Source organism: Betaproteobacteria bacterium (assembly GCA_016709965.1).
In the GTDB taxonomy this organism is placed as follows: Bacteria; Pseudomonadota; Gammaproteobacteria; order Burkholderiales; family Rhodocyclaceae; genus Azonexus; species Azonexus amarohabitans.
The window spans coordinates 1,451,358-1,473,992 of record JADJLT010000001.1 but is presented as its reverse complement, the minus strand read 5'-3'; the positions used below and the strand labels follow the sequence as shown (position 1 = coordinate 1,473,992).

Genomic DNA, 22,635 nt, shown 5'->3' with positions numbered 1-22,635 from the left:
AAAACTCCATGAATGCACCCGTACAAACTGTAGCTTCTGCTCAACCTGAAACTCCTGTATTGCTTCAGCCGGACAACCACAACAAGAAATACGAGGCGTTGTTTGTCGAGATCGATACCGGTCAGATCAAGCTGCCGATGTTTCAGCGTGAGTTTGTCTGGGAAAAAGAACAGTCAGCCAAGCTGATTGACTCCATTCTCAAGGGCTTCCCGATTGGTACCTTCATTTTCTGGCGGACCAAGGAGGAGTTGCGCAGCTACAAGGAGGTGGGCAACCACAAGTTGCCGGAAACGCCCAAGGGCGACTATGTCCAGTACATACTTGACGGGCAGCAGCGGATTACTTCGTTGTACGCGATTCGCAAAGGCATTCGCATCACGAAGGATGGCAAGGAAGTGGATTACCGGGACATTTTCATTAACCTGGACCATGACCCGGTCAATGATGAGCAGATCGTGGTGACTGAGAAGGTTGCAGGTAAACACTATGTCTCGGTGCATGACGTTCTTAGTAAACCGCTCGGGACGTTCTATAAAACACTCGGCCATGAGCAAGCGGATCAGGTTGAAGCGTACAAAAATAAACTGACCAATTATGATTTTTCTACCATCACGATCAAGGACTATCCCATCGAGGTGGCTTGCGAGGTGTTCTCCCGCATCAACACCGGCGGCAAGGCGCTGACCGTGTTCGAAATCATGGTGGCCAAGACTTACGACGAAACCAAGGGTTTTGATCTTGCCGAAAAATACGAGCTCTTGCGCGATGGTTCGGATGAAGAAAAAGAGTGCCTGACCGCCGCCAAGTTCGAGACGCTGCCCGAGTCGATCATCATGCAGTGTGTGGCGGCCATTACCTTGCGAGCGGTGCGCAGTAAGGACATTCTGAAAATTCGCCGGGAAACCTTCATTGAAAACTGGGACCCGATGAAGGCCGCACTGTTCATGGCTATCGACTTTATTCGTTCAGAACTACGAGTGCCCGTTTCTCAGTTGGTGCCATATCCGGCTTTGCTAGTTCCGCTGACCTATTTCTTCCATTCCACGGGTAACAAAAAGCCGAGTAATGAACAGGTTCGATTGCTAGAGCAGTTTTTCTACTGGGTAGGGCTGACCGTACGCTACAACTCTGCAACGGAATCCAAGCTGAGCGAGGATTTCAACAAGATGGATTTGATCGTCAAGGGCGTGATGCCGAATTACTCAGGCACTGAGATTTCGATCGCTCCGCAAGCTATTGAGGAAACCTGGTTCTCGGCTGGTAATGCCTATTGCAAGGCAATTCTTTGCTTGTTGGCTTATCAGCAACCCAAGTCTTTCGATACCAATGGCATGGTTATATTGGATAATAGCAATCTGAAGATCGCCTCTAGCCGGAACTACCATCATTTCTTCCCTAAGGCCTACTTGGCGAATGCCGCGAAAGACAAGGAAGCGAATCTTATCGCCAATATCACGCTGATTGATGGGTACTCGAACAAGCACCGCATCGGAAAAAAAGCGCCAAGTGAATACGTCGGAAAGTTTGAAAAAAGCAACGCGGAATTGGCAGAAACACTCGAAACCCACCTGATCAAGGATATGGATACGTACGGCATCAAGTTGAATGACTACGACGCATTCGTTAAGAGCAGAGCACGCGCGATTGCCTTGGCGCTTAATGTGAAACTGATGTCAATGACCCTGGTACAGGCAGCGGAGGCGGAGAAGGTTGCATGACCATTGAGGATCAACATACCGACTTGAAATCGCTCCGGACTATAACCGGCAAGACTGCCGATTGGGCTGAGCTGGCGAAGGATTGCGTATGCTTCGCCAATGGCACTGGCGGTCGCTTGCTAATCGGTATTGAAGATGGCGAGGTGCTTCCGCCGGTTGGGCAATTGGTTCCTCAAGAATTAATTGATCGGTTGCGCAAGCGTATCGGTGAGTTGACGGTGAATGTGCAGGCGTTGCCCATTCTGAAGCGTGCCGACAACGGTGGCGAATTCATTGAGTTGGTGATTGATCGTTCGCCAAGCGTTGCTTCGACAAGCGAGGGGCGTTATTTTTTGCGAGTTGGCGATACTTGCCAACCGGTGTTGGGTGATGACGTGCTGCGTTTGGCCAATGAGCGACCGGGCCGCCCTTGGGAGTCGATGGATAGTGGCGTAGCTCGGGATGCAACTGATGCAACCAAATTGGCTCACTTCATCCTGGCAATTGATAAATCTGATCGGGTGAAAGCATCGGTCAAGGAAAAAGCCGCTGATGAATTGCTGACCCATTATGGTTTGGCGCAGGGGGCTACGCTGACCCGCCTAGGTGTGCTACTGCTTGGGACTGCTGCCGATCGGCGTGCGCTGGGTACTGCTCCACTTGTTCAGGCGATCAAGTACGACGAGCAAGGAAAAAAGGTCAACAAGTGGGTCTGGGACGATTGTGCGTTGTCACCGGTCGAACTAGTTGATTCGATCTGGCGCGATGTGCCAGATTTTCGTGAGAGTTACGAGGTTGCCGAGGGCTTATATCGGCGCAGCGTGCCAGCTTACGACGAGAAGGTGGTGCGCGAGTTGCTGGTCAATGCGTTGGTACATCGCCCCTACACCCAGCAGGGTGATATTTACCTGAATCTCCATCCAGAGCGCCTGGAGGTAGTGAATCCTGGCCGTCTGCCGTTGGGTGTGACGCCACGCAATATCCTGCATGCTAGTCGGCGTCGTAACGACGGACTGGCCCGTGTCTTCCATGACCTAGGGTTGATGGAGCGTGAGGGTAGCGGTTTTGACCTGATTTATGACCGCCTGTTGTCGCAGGGGCGCCCGGCGCCCGTGCCGGAGGAGGGGGCTGATTGGGTCAAGGTGACAATCCAACGTCGTATCTTGAAGCCTGAGGTGATGCGCTTGCTTACGGAAGCGGACGAACGCTTTCAATTGACTCAGCGCGAGCGAATCACGCTCGGCGTCTTAGCCCAATCGGAAGGGATGACGGCCAGAGAGTTAGGTGGGATGCTGGAAACAGAAGGGGCTGATGCCCTGGCAGTCTGGCTCGGGCGCTTACAGTCGTTTTCCTTGGTACAGAGCAGCGGCCGTACGCAAGGAACACGCTATTTTATCGATCCGAGCTTGCTGCGTGGTTCTGAACTCAAGGTTCCGACAACGCTGCTCCGCATTGAGCCTCACCGTTTGCTGGAGCTTGTTCGTGAGGATTTGCGTCGCTATCCAAATTCGAAAATTGGCGAAATTAGCCAACGCATTGGCCAGGAAGTGAACCGCTCGCAACTAAAACGTGCACTGGCAGAACTGGTCAGCCTCGCTGCTGTAGTCATGGATGGGCAGCGCAACGGGGCGCGCTATCGTCTGGCTGCAAAGAAATGACCCATCTTCATTTGGCTCGAATGTATCCAAATCGGGCTAATCGGTCGGCTATTCTGAGCCAAATGATTTGCAAATGCGTTCGTATCCAGTTGTTTCCTATGTTTTTTCCAATGTTTCAGTGCGTTCCTAATGAGCCAAATCTAAGCCAATATCCGAGCTAATCACCCATGGCCTATACCGATATCAACAACGAAGACCGCTTGGTCCAGCAAACCTTTGCCGATCATCTCGAAAAGGCGCTTGGTTGGGATAACGTTTATGCGTGGAACAAGGAAGTCTTTGGCCCTGAAGGTACGCTGGGTCGGGCGAGCGAGCGCGATGTCGTGTTGGTGCGTGATCTACGGGCTGCGCTGACGAAATTCAATCCTGCCTTGCCAGAAAGTGCGATCAACGAAGCGATAAGCAAGCTCACCTATCACGATTATTCACGTTCCTTGCTCCAGCACAATCAGGCTTTCTACCGTCTGATCCGCGATGGTGTGCCGGTGAGCTATCACGATCTCCAAGGCGTCTTGCGGCATGCCCAAGCCAAGGTGATTGATTTCAGAGAAGTGAGCAACAACCGTTTCCTGGCTGTGCGCGAACTGAAAATAACGGGGTTGCGCACCCCTAACTACAATCGTCGTGCCGATCTGGTTTGTTTCGTCAATGGCTTGCCGCTGGTATTCATTGAACTGAAAGCCGTCTACAAGAATATCCGCGCCGGCTTCGACGGGAATTTACGCGATTATCTCGACGAAAACGTTATTGCCCACGCCTTTCACCATAACGCTTTTGTGATTGTCAGCAATGGCCATAACGCTCGCTATGGCTCAATCACCAGTGCCTGGGAACATTTTGGCGAGTGGAAGCGGCTAGATGAGCGGGACAAGGGCAGCCTGGCTGCCGAGGTGTTGCTCAATGGCATGCTGGCCAAGGATCGCTTGCTCGACCTCGTTGAAAATTTCATTTTGTTTGATGCCTCTAAGGCTGGTTCGGTGCGCAAGGTGGTGGCACGCAACCATCAGTTGCTGGGAGTAAACCAGGCGGTAGCGGCGGTGGTTCGGCAAGAGGCATTAAAGCGTGAGTTTCCGCTGGGCGAGCGACTAAAGCATCGTGTGATCGAGTTGCCATTGTCACGAGGCGACCCTTCGGCCAATGAGTCGATATTGTCCTATCCGATAGCCGCTGAGCCGCTGGCGCCCACCTATCTACCCGAACAGGAACCCCAGACCTTGCAGCTTATTGAGCGGGCTCACCCAGATCTAGGGCGGCTGGGCGTTGTCTGGCATACACAGGGCAGCGGTAAGTCGTATTCCATGGCTTTCTTTGCTGAGAAGGTCCGGCGCACAGTGGAGGGTAATTTCACTTTTGTGCTAATGACTGACCGCGATGACCTGGATAGCCAGATCTACAAGACATTTGTTGGGTGCGGGGTGGCAGACGATCAGACGCCTCGTGCAGGATCGGGCAAAGAGTTGGAAAGTTTGCTCAAGCAGAATTACCGATACGTCTTCAGCCTGATTCATAAATTCAATCAAGAAGTGAAGGCGAGCGAGCCTTATAGCGATCGCGACGACATCATCGTGATTTCGGATGAGGCGCACCGTACTCAGGCTGGCAAACTTGCCCGTAACATGCGGCTGGCCTTGCCTAATGCGGCCTTTATCGGCTTCACCGGCACACCGTTGCTCAAGCACGACGAACTGACCAAGCGAATTTTTGGTGATTACGTTTCCCGCTACGATTTCAAACGCAGCGAGGAGGATGGGGCAACGGTTAAGCTGGTGTACGAAAACCGGGGCGAGAAACTTGGCTTGGCCCGGCTCGATCTGAACGAAAAAATAGCCAGTGCTGTCGATGCAGCCGACCTTGATACTGACCAGACTGCCCTGCTGGAAAAGCTGCTCGGCAAGGACTATGAGGTCATCACCGCCGACGAGCGCCTAGAGAGAATCGCTGCGGATTTTGTTGAGCATTGCACGACACGCTGGGAAGCGGGCAAGGCGATGTTGGTCTGCATCGACAAGATTACCTGTGCCCGCATGCTGATGCTGGTCGGACCCAAGTGGAAAGTGAAAGCTGATCTGGTTCGTGCAGAAGCGGAATCCAAATTGGTTGAGATTGCTGCCGCAGCGGATGAAGAAGCGAGGCAGCAACTGCATGCTAGACGTGATCGCCTGCTGGCAAAAGCGGCCTGGATGGATGAAACAATCATCGAGATCATCATCAGTGAGGCGCAAAACGAAGTAGCCGACTTCAAAAAATGGCATTTCGACATCATTCCGCACCGGGCTTGCATGAAGCAGGGCTTTGAGACTCCGGACGGCAAGCGGGTGGATGTCGAATCTGCTTTCAAGAACCCGCAGCATCCTTTTCGCATCGCGATTGTCTGCGCCATGTGGCTGACCGGGTTCGATGTTGAATGCTTGTCGACGCTCTACATTGATAAGCCGATGCGGGCGCACACGCTGATGCAGGCAATTGCCCGTGCCAACCGGCGTTATGCCGGCAAGGATTTTGGTTTGATCGTTGACTACAACGGCATGCTGAAAAGCTTGCGAGAAGCCCTCGCTCAATACGCGTTGGGCGATGATGGTGGCGCTGAGGAAATAGTCGCGCCATTGGAAGAGCGTGTGGTCGCCTTGCAGGATGCTATCGCGGTTACGGAGGCGCATTTGCTGAGCCTGGGATTTGATCCTGCACGCTTGATCGGAGCGAAAGGGTTTGCACGCATTCAGCTATTGGCTGACGCTGTTGAAGCCGTTTACACCGATGACGAATCCAAGCGCCGTTTCGAGATTTTGGCGCGGATCGTGTTCAGCCGTTTCAAGGCGCTGTTAGTGGAACCGTCTGCTCTGACCTATGCTGAGCGGCACGACAATATTGAGGCTATTTACAAGAAGCTAAGCGAGCGTCGCGACACATCCGACGTTAGCCAGTTGATCAAGGTGTTGCAGCGTATTGTTAATCAGGCAATTGCTACACAAGCACCGGGAGAGGATCAGGCAAAGGGCTTGATGGTTGATTTGTCGCAAATCAATATGGAAAAGCTGCGTGACGAATTCAGCAAAAAGGTCAGGCGCAAGGCGACTGTGATTGAGGATATCAGGAAGGTCGTCGAGGAGAAGTTGGCAATGATGCTAGCCAATAATCCGCTACGAATGAACTATGAAAAGAAATACCAGGAGATTCTAGCTGCCTATAACGCGGACAAGGACCGGGCGACCATTGAAGATACCTTCGCCAAATTGATCGACTTGGCGGGTGGCCTAGATGATGAACAGCGACGGGCTGTCGAATTGGGCTTAACCGAAGATCAGCTCGCACTATTTGATCTGCTGGGTAAGGCGTCCTTGAGTGGACCTGAGCGAGAGAAAATAAAACAGGAGAGCAGAGACCTGCTAGCCGAACTTCAACGTCTGATCGCTCCGCTAGAGCAATGGACTGAAAAAGAGCAAACCCAAGCAGAGGTTGAAGTATTCATTCTTGATCACGTCTATATGGCGTTACCTGAGCCTCCATACACTGCGGATGACAAGAAGGAAGTGGCCGGACTTGTCTATCAGCATATTTGGCAGCAAAGCGCGAATGGCCTTTTTGCATCAGCCCGGACTCAATCGTGAGATTGAAGTTTTTACAGTTTGCCATTTGGGAGAGCGCGACCGGAATGTCATCCGAACCTATGAGAGAAACGTACTTTCGTCGTAATCAAGTTAAAGCTGGCTGCCTAATCGGTGGGCAGCCGCATGCCACAGACTAATTACCCTCTCTGATTGGCCCGAATGTTATGTAGCAACATATAGGCGCTTACAAATTGCATTGCATCTGCTGCTGTGTATAGCGATACAACAGCTTGATGACGCCCTGCAGCTGCTGGATGTGCGGCAATCCCCGCCGCTACTTCAAGGAACTGACTCGTCAGGAGCTTCGCGCTATCGACCATGAAAAGCAGTGTGGATGAAAACGGCACCTGCCCAACAAATTCCAGGTGCCGCTGTTCGCTCATCCATCTCCACCATAGACGAATGTGCAGGCCAGCGGCATGCCTGTCAGCCGTCGTCACGATCACGGGCAGAAACAGGACATCCGTTTCGGAGGCGACGACCCTGATGCATCCGGATTGTTAAAGATCACCGTATCGCCCACGCGGGCAGCACTACGACCCTCTACATAGAGGGATTTTTGATGCTGGTTATTGCTCGAGTACGTGTCTGGCGTTAGATTGCATTCACTATTTGTCCAGTGACGTCGTTTGTACGATGGCTGAAAACTCGCGCAGGATTTCGGGATGGTTTTGGGATAGAAAGCGGATCACGGCTTCGTTGTCCAGCAACTTGGTCAAGTAACCCTTGGCAAGCACCAGATTGAGAACGTCCTGACCGTAGGACTGCTCGACCAATTTGAACTGCCCCTCGAGATTCGCCATTTCGCGCTCCATCTTTGCCATTTGATCGGGCGTGACGCCCTTTACTTTCTTTGCCACGCCCTCATTCACCAGCATGTTGCTGGGCGTTGCCGCCAGCAGCGCCTGAGCGTAAGACACAGTAATGTTGTTGGTGGCTACCATCAGCTCCACGCACTCCACTTGTCGGGTCGGTTTCATCTTGCGCAGTACTGGGCTCAAATTGGCCGAGAAATGCTTGTCCTTGAGTAGTCGAACCGCCTCGGCACAAATGCCATCCAGTAGGTTGATTTTCTTGGTGATGTGTTCGATGTCCAGTTCCAGCGATTTCGCCAAGCGTTCAGGCGTGACGCCGCGTTCCACGGCGCGACGGATCATGAAATGCTCCTGAATAGTCGACAGCCGGTTGATTCGGTTGTTGTAGGTGTAACTCTCATCGTCTTTGGCGACCAGAGACAGTGCACTGCTGAACCCCAATTCCTGGAGCGCGAACATGCGAATATGCCCATCCAACAGCAAGTACATGCCGGTGTCCTTGTCCGCTTTGGCGATGGTCAGGGGTTCAATCAAGCCGATGGCATCGATGGATGCAACGATCTGCTTAAATTTCCGGGAGTGTGCAAGACCTTCTGGCGGTTTGCGTGATGGCAGCAACTTGTCAAATGCAACCGTAATGGGTTCAGGAATAAAGCCGAGGTGCATTTGAGTCATGCAGCGTTCCCTCCGGGCCAAACGCGTTCAGCGATGTGCTTCGGCAATGACTCTAGCCCTTCAGCACGAAGCAAATTAGTGAAGTTTTCGTCAGCGAGGAGATGGCGCATCGCTTCCACCACAAACAGCAATCGCTGCTGCGCGAATTCTGCTTTCTTGACCATGAGCTTTTGGCGATCGACCTCCTTTTGGTAGGTGCGGACTAGGCTAGACGAGGTGACATCCGGAACATTTCGAGGCATTCCTCGGGCAATGGCCCGCCCCAGAGACCTTCGTTTCTCAATCACCTTGCGCGCCTGAATCAGGTGATTGCCGCGCAACTGGCCGTTCTCATACGCCTCCTGCAGAGCCGCTTGGATATCCTTGTCGTTGCTGCCGGCACCTGCAATGGTCAAGGCGGCGTTGAGTGGAATACGTCCTTGTTCGACTGCAATCAGCAGTCGCTCTTCACCATTTTTGAGTAGTTGCAAAATGCCATAGATGTAGTCCTCTCCGAGGCCTGTTTTCAGCGCGATCGCTTTCTTGTCGTAGCCTTGGTCACGCAGTTTTTCAATGCCTGCCAGCAGTTCCAGAGTACGTCCTTGGCGGCGAGCAATGTTTTCAGCCAGACTCATGATGAAAGCGTCTTCATCACTGACTTCGACCACCATCGCTGGAATCGTCGTTTCGCCCAGTGCTTTGAATGCGTTAAGTCTGCCCTCACCGCAAATCAGCAAGAATTTTTCATTGCCAGCCGCGTCGGTTCGCGGTGTCACGGTGATGGGTTTTTTCAGGCCGATATTCTTGATATTGCCCACGATATCCGCGAATACCTTTCCATTGCGGTCACGCGAGTTGAGTACCTCGATTTTGTCGATCGGGATCATTTGCAAGTTGCTGGATGGGCACTCTTTATTCATGCGGCTCTCCTAACCCGTATGCGTTCGGCCATGCCATAGAGGAAATCCAGGCTGTCGAACCGGTAACTCTCGAACTCGATTCCATTGTGTTCAGCCAAGCTGATGCGTGGTTGGCCGAAATCCAGTTGCGGCAGGAGGTAGTAATCGAGGGCGGTTTGGTTGGAATGGTCCAGGCGCACCGCCACTGTGATGTCCGGCCGCAGGCTGGTATCGAAACGGACCTTCCACCGATGACCGCCGGCCTCGGTGGTGTGGCAGCGAACCACCACCACTGAAACGCTGAACTCTTGATTGACTCGTAGCAGATCGGTCGCCGGATCGCGGACGACCTGTCCGCCAATTTCTCTGATTTGCGCCTCCGTGTCTGCCACGATGACAGGATGAATTCGGCGCAGGAGGCGATTGACCTCCAGGTAGTGATAGTCCCGGTCGGGCGTAAAGCCGACCATCTGGTAGGCGCGTATCAGACTGCCAAAGCGATTCATATAGACAGCGGCCGAAGGCATGTTTTCGGTCTCGTCGATGATCAATCCTGACAGGAGCCCGCGATTCTCGTAGAGGGCACGCAGTCGCTCGATCAACTCCTCGTCGCTATAGCGCCGATTCCGTTCTCGGATAATTCCCTGTGCCGTGTAAAACAAGTCAGGTTGAACGATGGGCTCGAAGGCCGCTTCCTTTTTGATCCACATCTCACTGGGATTGGCGACCCTCGTTTTCTTGAGCTTGAAGGAGATCCGGTTGTAGACGTTGTTGCCGATGTACTTCTCATTGGTCAGGATTTCCTGGACGGTGGCACGGGTCCATTCGCGTCCCAGGTCGGTTTTCACCTTCATGCCGTTCAGGCGGCCGGCGATCTCGGATGTCGAGATGCCGTGATCGATAAACCATTGGTAGATCAGATTGACGGTGCGAACCTCGTCGTCCGGGCCGGGCATCAGGATGACGCGGTCGGTCTGCAGGCTCTTGTGCTCGCCGCGCGCAAGCTCGCTTTTCACTGATCCGTTCTGATCGACCAGGATGCGGCGCAGGCCATAGCCGGCCGGGCCGCCCTGGCGATAGCCGAGTTCGATCAGTCGGCACTGGCCAGCGAATACCTTGGTCGATAGTTCCCGGCTGTATTCACCAGCCATTGCCCGTTTGACGCCTTTGACGATGGTCGAGACCGGTGAGCCATCGTTCTCGAACTGCTCAGCACAGTAAGCGACCTGAATGCCGGCACGACGGCAGATGTACTCGTAGTAAGCACTCTCATCGGCATCCTGGAAACGCCCCCAGCGGCTGACGTCGTAGACCAGGATGATCTGGAAGTCCGCCACCCCGGCTTCGACATCCTTGATTAGCTGCTGCAGTGCCTGCCTGCCATCGATGCGCAGACCACTCTTGCCGGCATCAGTGTAGGTCTTGATGATTTCGATGCCGCGTCGGGCTGCATATTCACGAATCTTGTCGGCCTGATTTTCGGTTGAGTACTGCTGGTGCTCGGTCGACATACGCACGTATTCAGCGGCCCGGAATAGGGATGCCTGGGTTTGCCCCTCGCCACTTGTGTTTTCTTGTTCTTCCATCGCCGAGGTCGCCCCTTTGCATACGAAACGCTGCCTCTCGATCGTCGGGCATCGTGTCAGAGACGGTTGCGCTGAAGATCGAGAATGTACGCGCCGGAAGTTATCAGCCCGGCGCGGCATTTTCTATCACGTCCTCATTTGCAATCGGACGTCGACAATTACTTAAGGGATTGATAGGACAGTGATTTCAACGATCAACTCGTATTCATTTGCAATCACGTCGGCAATGACCGGGATGAGCCGGTAACGCCCTGAAGGCAACGGGGAAAACTCCGGCAACTCGTATACATTTGCAATCGCAGGGTTTCTGGACCGCTGATTGCGGGTCTGCTGTAGATTCCGGTTGCGGTCGGCGTAGTCCGGATTGGCCTGGCGATATTGCTTCCAGTAGTCAGGATGGTCGTTTCGCCACTGTTCGATCTTTTGCGGTTCGTTGCCTTGATAGTCAGCGTCAACCTGCCGTTTTTCTTCCAGCCACCGCCGGCGACGCTCGCGTTGGCATTTTGGGGACGAACAGTAGGTTTGGGTGGGAACCTTGGGATGAGACTGAAACGCTTTGCCACAGGCTTTGCATTGCTTGGTCATGATGCACTCCATTCAAAGATTGAAATGGAACGTGCGTGACCGGGCCGCCTTCGGCCGGGAAGGGTATTACCGGGTGGGCGTGCTCCTGCACGCCCGTTCCGACCCATCGGGTCAGAAGTCAATCACCCGATGTTTCGCAACACTACGGTATAAGTCGATGAAATGGGTGTAATCGGGTGTGAGAATGGTTTTCTGCTTTATTGGGTGTAAATGGGTGTAGTATTGGTTCGTGCTAAAAACCGACTCCATCCAGATCACCCCGGAGATCTTGAGCCTCATTGCCAAGATCGACGAGTTCAAGGGCGCTTGGCGTGCCTTGGGTACGCTCGCGCCGGACCGCCTATCGGCTCTGCGTCGCGTGGCTACCATCGAGAGCATCGGCTCCTCCACCCGCATCGAGGGCAGCAAGCTGTCCGATCGGGAGGTGGAACAGCTACTGTCGAACCTGGAGATCAAATCTTTCGCCACCCGCGATGAGCAGGAAGTGGCTGGCTATGCCGAGTTGATGGACTTGGTGTTCTCGTCGTGGCAGGACATCCCGTTCACCGAGAACCACATCAAACAGTTGCATCAGATCCTGCTGCACCATAGCGAGAAGGACACTTGGCATCGCGGCAATTACAAAACCAACTCGAACAGCGTTGCCGCTTTCGACGAAACCGGCGCGCAGATCGGTATTGTTTTCCAGACCGCGTCACCCTTCGATACGCCTCGCCTGATGACTGAGTTGGTGGCCTGGGTTAACCAGGAGCGGGAGACTGCGCGACTGCATCCACTGCTGATCATTGCCCTGTGCGTTGTCGTTTTCTTGGAGATCCATCCCTTCCAGGACGGCAACGGGCGGCTCTCTCGGGTGCTGACCACGCTCATGCTGCTGCAGGCCGGGTACGCCTATGTGCCGTACAGTTCGTTGGAAAGCGTGATCGAGCACAGCAAGGAAGCCTACTACTTGGCGTTGCGTCAGACGCAAGGCACGATCCGCACGGAGTCACCGAACTGGCAGCCGTGGCTAGTGTTCTTTCTACGTTCCTTGGCCGAGCAGATGCGGCGTCTGGAGAAGAAGGTCGAGCGCGAGAAGATCGTGCTGGCGGCCATGCCTGAGCTGCAGCTACAGATCGTCGAGTTCGCCCGCGAGCATGGTCGCGTGACTATTGGCGATGCCATCAAGTTGACCGGCGCTAGCCGGAATACGCTCAAGCAGCATTTTCGTACCCTGGTCGAACGCGGCACGCTGAACCAGCATGGCAGTGGCCGAGGGGTTTGGTACGACCTGCGCTAATTCAGGACTGCATCCGGTCCAAGTGTATCGGTGGTGATTGCAGATTCGAGCTATTCAAAACTCGGACTTAGATTCGCATTGAACAGCCGTTCTGTTTTCTCGGACCGGAGTTTTTCCGGTCTTGAGGCAGGAAAGCGTGCACGAAAATCGGTAAAAACCTCATCCCTCACCGAAATGGCTGCTTTCCAATACTTGTTGTCTCTGAACGCTAGTTGGTTTTTGGGAGATCTGTTATAGTCAACAAATTGGCTGTTCCTGAATTGAAAATCCGCGTGTCCGTGGTTCGATTCCGCGATTGGCCACCACCGCATTTCCCTTGTAATTCAAGGATAAAACGCCAATCCTAAACGGGTTGGCGTTTTGCATTGTGGCACCGCAGTCAGAGGCCCCGGCTTGTACCGGTGTGAACGCGTTCTTCCTGAAGTTCCCTTCACCTGTTTTGCGCCATTGTGGCGATTAGGAGGCCTCTTGGCCAAACCAAACTACCAGTTCGAAAAGCGCCAAAGAGATCTCGCCAAGAAAAGCAAACAGGAAGAGAAGCGGCGTCAGAAGCTCACAGACAAGGCGGCTGAGCGTGTGAATGAGGACGTTGCGATGAATTCCTCCGACTCGCTCTCTCCCGGGCCTGCCGTCAACGAGTCTCCCAAAACCTGAGGTCCTGTTTGGTCACCAAGACAAACGTTCGCATCGAGGCCATGTTGCCGGAGTATTCAGGCAGGGTTCTCGAGATGGCAGAAGCACTGGGTTTGCCGCAAGGCGTGGAGGCGGAATTTGCCTTGCAGCTTGGGGAGGGAGGGCTGCAACTCCAGGCGCTCGGTCCGGATGCATGCGGGCCGGTACGCGTTGATTTCCTTGATGGGGCCGTCGCCCATCGCCGACTGCATGGCGGTGGCAGCGGCCAGATGATTGCGAAGGCGGTTGGTATCCAGTCGGGTGTACGGCCGGTGGTTCTGGACGCGACAGCTGGTTTGGGACGCGATGCCTTTCTGCTCGCCCAGTTGGGTTGCCATGTGACTTTGATAGAGCGGCATCCGCTCATCGGCGCGTTACTGGCTGATGGCATGGGGCGCGCGCGGCTGGATGAGGAGGTCGGGCCGATTGTTCAGCGCATGGATTTGCGGCTTGGCAATGCCATAGAAATTATCCAGGAATGGTCCGGTGAACCACCACAAGTCATCTACCTTGATCCGATGTTCCCGCATCGGGACAAGCGCGCGCTGGTCAAGAAGGAAATGCGTGTCTTTCGCCCGCTGGTAGGTGACGATGATGATGCCGCGCTGTTGCTGGCGGCCGCATTGGCGCTGGCAACGCATCGCGTGGTCGTCAAGCGACCGCGCAAAGCGCCAAATGTGGATGGCGGGTTGCCTGGCTATGCCCTGGAGGGAAAGTCTTGTCGTTATGATGTTTATCCCAAAAAGGCGCTGAAGCCCAGGCCATGACATTTCGGGATCTGGCCCGGTGTGCCGTAGAGCCGTCTTTGCCGATCAGCACGGCAATGACATGTTGCGGTAATATTTGATCGGCACAATGCCGGCTTTTCGAAGAGGCTACATCATGGAATTGCTCTTGTGGCGGCACGCCGAAGCTGAAGATGGCGAAGACGACATGAAGCGGCGTCTGACCGAGCGCGGCGAAAAGCAGGCGCGGATGATGGCGTCCTGGATTCGTGAGCGCCAGCCCAAGGACCTTCGTATTATCGTCAGCCCGTCAGTGCGCACTCAGCAAACGGCAGAGGCTCTGAAACTTCCCTTCGAAACGCTACGCAAGATTGGTCCGGACGCCTGCGTATCGGAGCTGATCGCGGCGTCCGGTTGGCCGGCCGCCCGGGGTTCCGTGCTGATTATTGGTCACCAGCCGTCGCTGGGCCGTATGGCGTCGCTGTTGCTGGCCGGGCAGGAGTCCGAGTGGAGCATCAAGAAAGGTGCACTTTGGTGGTTGAGCAACCGTGTTCGCCGGGGTGAAACCCAGACCGTGCTCCGGGCTGCGATCCCGGTTGAAATGCTGGACTAGACAAGGGGTCGGCTTTGCCGTGAAATAAGCTCTTTGCATCAATGGATGGAGAGAGAGATGGTCACCAGAAAAAAAGCAACAATACATTCGCCGAGCGCTGTAGCGAATTCAGCCATGCCCAAGCCGGGGCGCCGGCGCAAGGTGGCCAGTGGCGATGTGGCGCCGGCGCTGACCCCGCAAGGTATCGAAGGTTTTACCGTGAGTGCAGCCGTTGATGGCGCCCAGGAATCAAAAATGGGGGCGATGCGTGACGTCATTGCGGGTATGCCGGTGGAAGAATCGGTCGCGTTGCTCAAGGGGCTGCTCAAACAGCAAGGCGTTGCCGCCAGCGATTTGCCGATCAATCCGGATGATGAACTGGCCAAGGACTGGCGCGATGGTGGTTATCCCTATCTGAACCTGATGCAACGCCGCAATTATGAGCGGCAGAAATACCGTCTGCAGGTCGAGCTCCTGAAGCTCCAGGCGTGGGTCAAGGAAACCGGGCAGAAGGTCGTGATCCTTTTCGAAGGCCGCGATGCAGCGGGCAAGGGGGGCACCATCAAGCGTTTCATGGAACACCTGAATCCTCGTGGTGCCCGCGTGGTTGCGCTGGAAAAGCCCAGCGAAATCGAGCGTGGCCAGTGGTATTTTCAGCGTTATGTGCAGCACCTGCCGACCAATGGCGAGATCGTCCTGTTCGATCGCTCCTGGTATAACCGGGCGGGTGTCGAGCGCGTGATGGGGTTTTGCAATGCGCAGGAATACAGCGAGTTCGTGCGCCAGGCGCCGGAATTCGAGCGCATGCTGGCGCGCAACGGCACGCATCTGATCAAGTTCTGGTTCTCGGTCAGCCGCGAGGAGCAGCGCCGCCGTTTTGGCGAGCGCAAGGTGCACCCGCTGAAGCAATGGAAGCTGTCACCCATCGACTTGGCCTCGCTGGACAAATGGGATGATTACACCAAGGCCAAGGAAGCGATGTTCTTCCACACGGATACCGCCGATGCACCGTGGACGGTGATCAAGTCAAACTGCAAGAAACGCGCGCGTCTGAATGCCATGCGTTACGTGTTGCACAAATTGCCGTACAACAACAAGGATATGACGCGCATCGGCAATCTGGACCCGCTGATCGTCGGTCGCGCCAATGTGGTTTACGAGCGTGGCGAGCAGCAGGGCGTACCGATTCTGTAAATTTGGCCCGTCGGGAAAATTTTGTTTTCGGCTTTTTTTTTCCGGTTGACCGCAGCAAGCGGGTTTTCCGGATCGGGGGCTAGCTGACGACGTAGGAGGCGCCGCCGGTGGCGATGAGCAGGCCGGCTTCGTTCTCCAGCGTCATTTGCACCGAGGCGATGCGGCCGCCGAGACGGGTAATCCGTCCGGTGGCCGTAAATTTTTTGCCGACCCCTTGGTGCAGGTAATCGGTGCGCAGATCGATGGTGCCGATACGACCGAAACGCTGGCTGACCTGATCCGTGTTTTCGCTGTTGAATTTTTCGGCGACGGCAACCGTCACCGCCAGTCCGCCAACCGTATCAAGCACCGTGGCAATGACGCCGCCATGCAGGCGGCCGTGCTGGTAATGGCCGATCAGATCCTGACGCATGGCAAAGCTGATTTTCGGCGCGGCCGGGTCAAGCGATTCGACGCGGAAGCCCAGGAGTTCGTTGAAACAGAGACGGTGCTCGAAAACGTAGCGCAGCGTGATATCGAGATGGTTTTGCTCTTCAGGTGAGCGGTGGGGCAAAGGGACGTTGGGCATCGGAGCGAATCAATGAAAAGGGGCGACGACGTTGTCGTCCCCAAAGTCTACGCCAAATCCGCCATCTCCCGCGCCTTGCCGGGAGGCCTGAAATTGTTGATGTGCTTAACGGGGTACAAAACGCGCATTGAACGCGATGGTGACCCGCTCGATCTCGTCCTCGTTGGGGTAGACCCAGTGACGCAGCCACGACGGGAAGAGTAACAACATCCCGTCCGCCGGTTTGATCGTGAATTTGCTCATGAAGCAGAGGGCATCCTTGATGGTAGGGACTTGCAGATTGGTTCGACTGTCGAGCAGCTCGATGCTGCCGCTGCGCTCGCTTCGTCCATCCGGGACGCGCACGTAATAGCAGCCGGACCAGGCCCAGCCGGGATGGTCGTGCGGCGTGTTGAAGCCGCCCTTGCCGTTGATATTGATCCAGCCCTGAACTTGCGCAGCCATGGCGGCCAAATCAAAGTTGGGTGAAATGCGCAGGGTGGCCTGGCGGACGGCTTCAAGGAGGTGAGTTTGCAACTCGCTGCAGCCCGGCTCGGTCCGGTCAAAAAAATTATCGGCCGAATGCCAGCCGTTCTGGTTGCTCCGTTGCTGCCCGTCGCTGCTGGCACGCAGGGCGAAAGCCTCTTCAAGCAGGCGAGCATTGAGGGCGGCGGCATCAGGCAGGTTGAATACAGCAAGCGGGGTGAAAAACAGGGGCTCAAGGGCGTCGAGGCGCAGGGTACTCATGCACAAACTTTCTGGCTTTGGGAAAAAAACGGAAAAGGGCCACGGCAATGCCGCGGCCCTGCATGCTGCTTTACTGATGTGACGCTAAGATTACTTGGTGTTGCGGCGACGAGCGGCGAAGCCGATCATGCCCAGACCGGCCAGCATCATGGCGTAGGTTTCGGGTTCCGGTACGGCAGCCATGACCAGCAACTGGCCACCTTCGACCATGGCAGTCGGGTCGCTCAGACCAAGGCTGGCGGCTGAGGCGTGGTCCTGGGCAACCAGCAGGCTGTACTGCTTGCCATCGTTGCGGCCGAGGATGTTGGTGATGTCGATGACACCGGAGGTTTCTTCATCCTTGGTATGGGTGCCGGCGACAAAGCTGCCGTTGGTGACATCGCCGAACAAGGCCGGATCGAACTTGCCCATCATCGTCATCTTGCCGGTGATCGGGTCGAAATTCCACACCTTGCCATTGTGTTCGGCGTTGCCGACGTCTTCGAGGATGGTCAGCGTGCCATCCTTGTTGACGGCGATATTGTCGAACATATTTGGCTTGGTTTCGCCCACGCCACCCAAATTGGTACTGGTATCAATCAGCTTCTTGATCGAGCCGCCGGCATCCGGGTTGGAAATGTCGTCGAAGTTCATGGCCCACAGACGGGTGCCGCCTTTCTGGGTCTGGCCGGTCAGCTCGGTCTTGTCGAGCTGGTCGGTGGTGACGAAGTAGTAGGTCTTGCCATCTGCACTCCAGGCGCCATCTTCCGGACGCGAGAAGGTCGTGGATTTGGTGGCATCCAGCGTGAAGCGGGCGCCATCAGCAATACTGGTGGTGCGGCTCGTTGCGTTGCTGATTTCGCTAGTGATGCCGACAACATTGACAAACTTGGTCGTGCCGTTGGTCAGGCCGGCCTTGTCGACATCGGTGCCGGTGGCTTGCTTGGTTCCCACATAAACCGCCAGAGCGTTGTTCATCATGCCGGTGCCGCCATCGTTATTGCCGATGACCACGGTCTTGTTCTGGGCGAACGGGTTGGCCAGCAGGTTTTCCCAGCCGCCGGTAGCGCTTGTGCCGGAACCGTTGGTGGATTGATTCATCTTGCCGAGAACAAAAGTGCTGCCTTTGTCAGCACCGGTGGCGACGGTCGCCAGGGCGCGTCCATTGGCGCCGCCTTCTTCGCCATTCAGGAAAATGCGGGCGGTCGTACCGACGCCGGTGGCGGCGTTGTAAAAGGCCGTGCTCTGGGCGAGATCGGCCGAGCAGAAACGGTTGAACGAGACGCCTAGGCTGGCAACGGTGCTCGATTGCTGCGTGCTGGCATCCCAACCATAGACATTCTTGATCAGGTCGCCGCCGGAAACGACTTGCAGGGTGGATTTGTTGATGACCCATTCGGATATGAAGGAGCCAGCGCCCAACACGCCATGAGCGGCAGCCCCGGAGCCGGCGCCAAATTCATGATTCATCAGGACGGTGAAGGTGCCGTTCCCGTTGTCGTAGGCGCCGAGACCATCGGGCAGCCCCACCATGCGGTAGTTGCCAACCGTATCACCGGTGGTCAGCACGGAGGTGAATTCGACGCCCGGTGCAACGGCTTGCAGGTAGGCGTCCTGTGAACTGCTCACGCCCTGGGCAGCGTAGGACTGGCCGGCGGACATGACAGCAAGAGCGCTGGCGACGGCAGCGGTGATGTATTTCATTTGCATTGGATGCTCCTGGGTGATCTGGTTTTCGGGAAAGGGGAGCACTTGGCGTAAATTTCGTGAACGACACATACCAACCGTCGTCCGATATTTACAGAACGCACCCCCGTGTCATCCATGATGCAAGCGGGTTATTACAGAGTAATTTAAGTCAGGTTAAGCAACGTGCTACGGAATGCCATGCAGACGAAAAAAAGGCGACGAGTCATTTGACCGTCGCCCTGGTGTTTCCGGCCGGTGTCGGGAGGGTTACTTTTTACGCGGTGCCGGCACGTCCGTACAGGTACCGTGCGCCACTTCGGCCGCCATGCCCACCGTTTCACCCAGTGTCGGGTGCGGGTGGATGGTCTTGCCGATATCGACCGCATCGCAGCCCATTTCGATGGCCAGGCAGACTTCGCCGATCATGTCGCCAGCGTTCGGGCCGACGATGGCGCCGCCGATGACGCGATGCGTTTCGGCATCGAAGATCAGCTTGGTGAAGCCGTACTCGGCCCCGTTGGCGATGGCGCGACCGGAGGCTGCCCACGGGAACTTGGCGGACTCGATCTTGCGGCCTTCTTCCTTGGCTTGCGCCTCGGTGTAGCCAACCCACGCCACTTCCGGGTGGGTATAGGCGACACCGGGAATCACCGTGGCATCGAATGCAGCCTTGTGGCCGGCCGCGACTTCGGCCGCGACGTGTGCTTCATGCACGGCCTTGTGGGCCAGCATCGGGTTACCGATGATGTCGCCGATGGCGAAGATGTGCGGCACATTGGTGCGCATCTGCGCATCGACGTTGATGAAGCCACGGTCGGTGACGGCCACGCCCGCCTTGTCGGCGCCGATCTTCTTGCCGTTCGGCGAGCGGCCGGCGGCTTGCAGGATCATGTCGTAACGCGTGGCATCGACATTCGGTGCGCCTTCGCCTTCGAACTTGACCCACAGGCCGTCGTCCTTGGCGTCGACTGCGACGGTCTTGGTCTTTAGCATGATCTTGTCGAAGCGCGGCAGGTTCTGCTTTTCCCAGACCTTGACGGCATCGCGATCCGGGCCCTGCATCAGGGCATCGGCCATTTCCACAACATCGACCTTGGTGCCCAGCGTCGAATAGACGGTGGCCATTTCGAGGCCGATGATGCCGCCGCCGATGACCAGCATCTTCTTCGGCACGAAGCGCAGTTCAAGCGCCCCGGTCGAGTCGACAATACGCGGGTCTTGCGGAATGAAAGGCAAATGCACGGCAGCTGAACCGGCCGCGATGATGCATTTCTGGAACTTGATGACCTTCTTGGCGCCGGTCTTGCCCTGGCCAGCACCGTCGGTGACTTCAACCTCGATGTGATACGGATCGAGGAAGGTGCCGAAACCGCGCACGATGTCGACCTTGCGGCCCTTGGCCATGCCGGCCAGACCACCGGTCAGCTTGCCGACGACTTTGTCCTTGTGGGCGCGCAGCTTGTCGATATCGACGCTCGGTGCGGCAAAGCTGACGCCGAGATCGGCCATGTGATTGGCTTCGTCCATCACCGCAGCGACGTGCAGCAGGGCTTTGGACGGAATGCAGCCAACGTTCAGACAAACGCCGCCCAGCGTTGCGTAACGCTCGACGATGATGGTCTTCATGCCGAGGTCGGCGGAACGGAAGGCGGCGGAATAGCCGCCGGGGCCGGCGCCGAGGACGAGCATTTCACATTCAAGATCGGCACCGCCGGCATGACTACCGGCGACCGGCGCCGGCGCAGCTGTGGATGGCGCTGCAGCCGGTGTTTCAGTTTTCGGCGGATTTTCCGGGTTGACCGCAGCAGCACACGCTTTCGACCTTGATCAACAGACTGCCTTCGGCCACCTTGGCGCCGAGCTGAACCAGCACTTCCTTGACCACACCGGCGACCGGTGACGGCACATCCATCGTCGCCTTGTCCGATTCCAGCGTACAGATCGCGTCATCCACCTTGATGGCGTCACCAACCTTGACGAACAGGTCGATGATCGGCACTTCAGCGAAATCGCCGATGTCGGGGACTTTGACTTCTACCAGATTGCTCATGGTCATTCCCCCTTACAGCGCGACGCGACGGAAGTCGGCCAGCAACTGAGCGATATAGACATTGAAGCGGGTCGCTAGGGCGCCGTCGATGACGCGGTGGTCAGCCGTCAGCGACAAGGGCAGGGTCAGGCGCGGCACGAACTGCTTGCCATCCCAGACCGGCTTCATGGCCGACTTGTTGACCCCGAGAATCGCGACTTCAGGTGCATTGACGATCGGTGCAAAGTAGGTGCCACCGATGCCGCCCAGGCTGGAAATCGTGAAGCAGGCGCCCGACATGTCGGCCGGCTTCAGCTTGCCGTCGCGGGCTTGCTTGGCCATTTCGCCGGATTCCTGCGCCAGTTCGAAGACTGACTTCTTGTCGACATTCTTGACCACCGGTACAACCAGGCCATTCGGCGTGTCTGCCGCAAAGCCGATGTTGAAATACTTCTTCAGCACTAGATTGTCACCGTCGAGGGACGAATTGAATTCCGGGAATTTCTGCAGACCCTTGACGCATGCCTTCATCAGGAAAGCCAGCATGGTCAGCTTGGCGCCGCCACCCTTTTCGTTTTCCTTGTTGAGCAGCACGCGGAAGGCTTCGATGTCGGTGATGTCGGCATCTTCGTGATAGGTCACGGCCGGGATCATCACCCAGTTGCGCGACAGGTTCTGGCCGGAAATTTTCTTGATGCGCGACAGCGGCTTGACCTCGACCTCGCCGAACTTGGCGAAATCTACCTTCGGCCACGGCAGCAGATCGAGCCCGCCGCCAAGGCTGGCACCGCCAGCAGCGGCAGCAGCCGGGCCGGCTACGGCGCCGGACATGACGCCCTTGACGTACTTGGTCAGGTCTTCCTTGACGATGCGGTTCTTCGGGCCGGTGGCCGGTACCTTGGACAGATCGACCCCGAGTTCGCGGGCATAGGCCCGGACGGACGGCGAAGCATGGACCTTGGCGCCAAGCGGCAGGGCCGGGGCCAGCGCTGCCGGTGCTGCAGCGGCAGCAGCCGCCGCCGGCGCAGAAACCGGCGCGGCAGCAGCCGGTGCGGGAGCGGCAGCTTGTGGTGCCGCAGCAGGGACGGCTGCACCGGCACCCGTTTCAATCTTGATCAGAACCGTGCCTTCGCCCACTTTGGAACCGAGCTGGACCAGCACTTCCTTGACCGTACCTGCTGCCGTGGAAGGAACATCCATCGTCGCCTTGTCGGATTCCAGCGTGGCGATGGCATCGTCAAGCTTGATGGTGTCGCCGACCTTGACGTAAAGCTCAATGACCGGCACTTCGGCAAAATCGCCGATATCCGGCACCTTGACTTCAACCACGCCGCCGCCGGCAACCGGCGCAGCAGCGACCGGTGCGGCAACAGGGGCTGGTGCCGGTGCGGCGGCTTGGGCTGCCGGTGCAGCAGCCGGTTCGGCCGCAGCACCACCGGTTTCAACCTTGATCAGCAAGGCGCCTTCGCCGACTTTGGAGCCGAGCGAAACCAGCACTTCCTTGACGACGCCGGCGACGGTGGAAGGAACATCCATCGTGGCCTTGTCGGATTCGAGGGTGACGATCGCGTCGTCTACCTTGATGGTGTCGCCGACTTTGACGAACAGGTCGATGACCGGAACTTCGGAAAAGTCGCCGATATCGGGGACGGTGACTTCAATGATTTGGCTCATGTTGTCTCT

The 22,635-nt window shown here is 56.3% G+C and carries 16 protein-coding genes and 2 pseudogenes; 8 read left to right on the top strand and 10 right to left on the bottom strand.

The genetic code is table 11. The features are described from left to right. Nucleotides 1-8: 8 nt before the first annotated feature. The 3 genes from IPJ12_07340 to IPJ12_07330 all read left to right on the top strand — a co-directional run bounded on the left by IPJ12_07340 (nt 9) and on the right by IPJ12_07330 (nt 6,960). On the top strand, nt 9-1,718 hold the full coding sequence (locus IPJ12_07340) for a DUF262 domain-containing protein (GenBank protein ID MBK7646958.1): 1,710 nt from the start codon (nt 9-11) through the stop codon (nt 1,716-1,718). Next, entirely contained in the window at nt 1,715-3,355 is a 1,641-nt protein-coding gene (locus tag IPJ12_07335) for a putative DNA binding domain-containing protein (GenBank protein ID MBK7646957.1), read from the top strand. Before IPJ12_07340 ends, IPJ12_07335 begins: the two co-directional genes overlap by 4 nt. Before the next feature lie 167 nt (nt 3,356-3,522). Next, nucleotides 3,523-6,960 carry a type I restriction endonuclease subunit R gene (locus tag IPJ12_07330; GenBank protein MBK7646956.1) on the top strand — a complete coding sequence of 1,146 codons (3,438 nt, stop codon included), beginning with the start codon at nt 3,523-3,525 and terminating at the stop codon, nt 6,958-6,960. Between the two features lie 137 nt (nt 6,961-7,097). On the opposite strand, the gene IPJ12_07325 is transcribed toward IPJ12_07330, so the two are convergent. From IPJ12_07325 to IPJ12_07305, 5 genes are all read right to left on the bottom strand, one after another. Further along, nucleotides 7,098-7,343: a hypothetical protein gene (locus tag IPJ12_07325; GenBank protein ID MBK7646955.1), complete on the bottom strand. Its 246-nt coding sequence runs from the start codon at nt 7,341-7,343 to the stop codon at nt 7,098-7,100. Nucleotides 7,344-7,568: 225 nt separating this feature from the next. Then, nucleotides 7,569-8,450 (bottom strand): ParB N-terminal domain-containing protein, encoded by an 882-nt coding sequence (locus tag IPJ12_07320; protein MBK7646954.1) that lies wholly within the window; start codon nt 8,448-8,450, stop codon nt 7,569-7,571. Then, a complete protein-coding gene (locus IPJ12_07315) occupies nt 8,447-9,349 on the bottom strand; it encodes a ParB N-terminal domain-containing protein (protein ID MBK7646953.1) in 903 nt (300 codons plus the stop codon). The genes IPJ12_07320 and IPJ12_07315 overlap by 4 nt, the downstream gene beginning before the upstream one ends. Beyond that, on the bottom strand, nt 9,346-10,914 hold the full coding sequence (locus tag IPJ12_07310) for a recombinase family protein (protein ID MBK7646952.1): 1,569 nt from the start codon (nt 10,912-10,914) through the stop codon (nt 9,346-9,348). The genes IPJ12_07315 and IPJ12_07310 overlap by 4 nt, the downstream gene beginning before the upstream one ends. Nucleotides 10,915-11,076: 162 nt before the next feature. Continuing rightward, nucleotides 11,077-11,499, bottom strand: coding sequence for a hypothetical protein (locus IPJ12_07305; protein MBK7646951.1), 423 nt, complete (start codon nt 11,497-11,499; stop codon nt 11,077-11,079). A 229-nt stretch (nt 11,500-11,728) separates the two neighbouring features. Between IPJ12_07305 and IPJ12_07300 the strand changes: the two genes are divergently transcribed. From IPJ12_07300 to ppk2, 5 genes are all read left to right on the top strand, one after another. After that, on the top strand, nt 11,729-12,778 hold the full coding sequence (locus IPJ12_07300) for a Fic family protein (GenBank protein ID MBK7646950.1): 1,050 nt from the start codon (nt 11,729-11,731) through the stop codon (nt 12,776-12,778). 468 nt (nt 12,779-13,246) lie between these two features. Further along, nucleotides 13,247-13,432, top strand: coding sequence for a hypothetical protein (locus tag IPJ12_07295; GenBank protein MBK7646949.1), 186 nt, complete (start codon nt 13,247-13,249; stop codon nt 13,430-13,432). 41 nt (nt 13,433-13,473) lie between these two features. Then, complete coding sequence (locus IPJ12_07290; protein MBK7646948.1) at nt 13,474-14,217, top strand: class I SAM-dependent methyltransferase; 744 nt, start codon at nt 13,474-13,476, stop codon at nt 14,215-14,217. A 115-nt stretch (nt 14,218-14,332) separates the two neighbouring features. Further along, complete coding sequence (locus IPJ12_07285; GenBank protein MBK7646947.1) at nt 14,333-14,788, top strand: histidine phosphatase family protein; 456 nt, start codon at nt 14,333-14,335, stop codon at nt 14,786-14,788. A gap of 57 nt (nt 14,789-14,845) precedes the next feature. Continuing rightward, entirely contained in the window at nt 14,846-15,961 is a 1,116-nt protein-coding gene (ppk2, locus tag IPJ12_07280) for a polyphosphate kinase 2 (GenBank protein ID MBK7646946.1), read from the top strand. Nucleotides 15,962-16,040: 79 nt separating this feature from the next. Here the strand turns inward: ppk2 and IPJ12_07275 are convergent, their stop codons facing one another. The 5 genes and pseudogenes from IPJ12_07275 to aceF all read right to left on the bottom strand — a co-directional run bounded on the left by IPJ12_07275 (nt 16,041) and on the right by aceF (nt 22,626). Beyond that, the gene (locus tag IPJ12_07275; GenBank protein MBK7646945.1) at nt 16,041-16,529 is read right to left on the bottom strand and encodes a thioesterase family protein; all 489 of its coding nucleotides are present in this window, start codon (nt 16,527-16,529) and stop codon (nt 16,041-16,043) included. Between the two features lie 105 nt (nt 16,530-16,634). Beyond that, nucleotides 16,635-17,255, bottom strand: a complete 621-nt coding sequence (locus tag IPJ12_07270; GenBank protein ID MBK7646944.1) for a hypothetical protein — start codon at nt 17,253-17,255, stop codon at nt 16,635-16,637. Between the two features lie 90 nt (nt 17,256-17,345). After that, nucleotides 17,346-17,435, bottom strand: a pseudogene (locus IPJ12_07265) (PEP-CTERM sorting domain-containing protein). 1,755 nt (nt 17,436-19,190) lie between these two features. Continuing rightward, a pseudogene (gene lpdA / locus IPJ12_07260) lies at nt 19,191-20,973 on the bottom strand (dihydrolipoyl dehydrogenase). 12 nt (nt 20,974-20,985) lie between these two features. Further along, complete coding sequence (gene aceF / locus IPJ12_07255; GenBank protein ID MBK7646943.1) at nt 20,986-22,626, bottom strand: dihydrolipoyllysine-residue acetyltransferase; 1,641 nt, start codon at nt 22,624-22,626, stop codon at nt 20,986-20,988. Nucleotides 22,627-22,635: the final 9 nt, after the last annotated feature.

Excerpts from the sequence above, each read along its gene's own strand:
- IPJ12_07340 (MBK7646958.1), top strand. The coding sequence starts at position 9 with ATGAATGCACCCGTACAAACTGTAGCTTCTGCTCAACCTGAAACTCCT.
- IPJ12_07335 (MBK7646957.1), top strand. The coding sequence starts at position 1,715 with ATGACCATTGAGGATCAACATACCGACTTGAAATCGCTCCGGACTATA.
- IPJ12_07330 (MBK7646956.1), top strand. The coding sequence starts at position 3,523 with ATGGCCTATACCGATATCAACAACGAAGACCGCTTGGTCCAGCAAACC.
- IPJ12_07325 (MBK7646955.1), bottom strand. The coding sequence starts at position 7,343 with ATGAGCGAACAGCGGCACCTGGAATTTGTTGGGCAGGTGCCGTTTTCA.
- IPJ12_07320 (MBK7646954.1), bottom strand. The coding sequence starts at position 8,450 with ATGACTCAAATGCACCTCGGCTTTATTCCTGAACCCATTACGGTTGCA.
- IPJ12_07315 (MBK7646953.1), bottom strand. The coding sequence starts at position 9,349 with ATGAATAAAGAGTGCCCATCCAGCAACTTGCAAATGATCCCGATCGAC.
- IPJ12_07310 (MBK7646952.1), bottom strand. The coding sequence starts at position 10,914 with ATGGAAGAACAAGAAAACACAAGTGGCGAGGGGCAAACCCAGGCATCC.
- IPJ12_07305 (MBK7646951.1), bottom strand. The coding sequence starts at position 11,499 with ATGACCAAGCAATGCAAAGCCTGTGGCAAAGCGTTTCAGTCTCATCCC.
- IPJ12_07290 (MBK7646948.1), top strand. The coding sequence starts at position 13,474 with ATGTTGCCGGAGTATTCAGGCAGGGTTCTCGAGATGGCAGAAGCACTG.
- IPJ12_07285 (MBK7646947.1), top strand. The coding sequence starts at position 14,333 with ATGGAATTGCTCTTGTGGCGGCACGCCGAAGCTGAAGATGGCGAAGAC.
- ppk2 (MBK7646946.1), top strand. The coding sequence starts at position 14,846 with ATGGTCACCAGAAAAAAAGCAACAATACATTCGCCGAGCGCTGTAGCG.
- IPJ12_07275 (MBK7646945.1), bottom strand. The coding sequence starts at position 16,529 with ATGCCCAACGTCCCTTTGCCCCACCGCTCACCTGAAGAGCAAAACCAT.
- IPJ12_07270 (MBK7646944.1), bottom strand. The coding sequence starts at position 17,255 with ATGAGTACCCTGCGCCTCGACGCCCTTGAGCCCCTGTTTTTCACCCCG.
- aceF (MBK7646943.1), bottom strand. The coding sequence starts at position 22,626 with ATGAGCCAAATCATTGAAGTCACCGTCCCCGATATCGGCGACTTTTCC.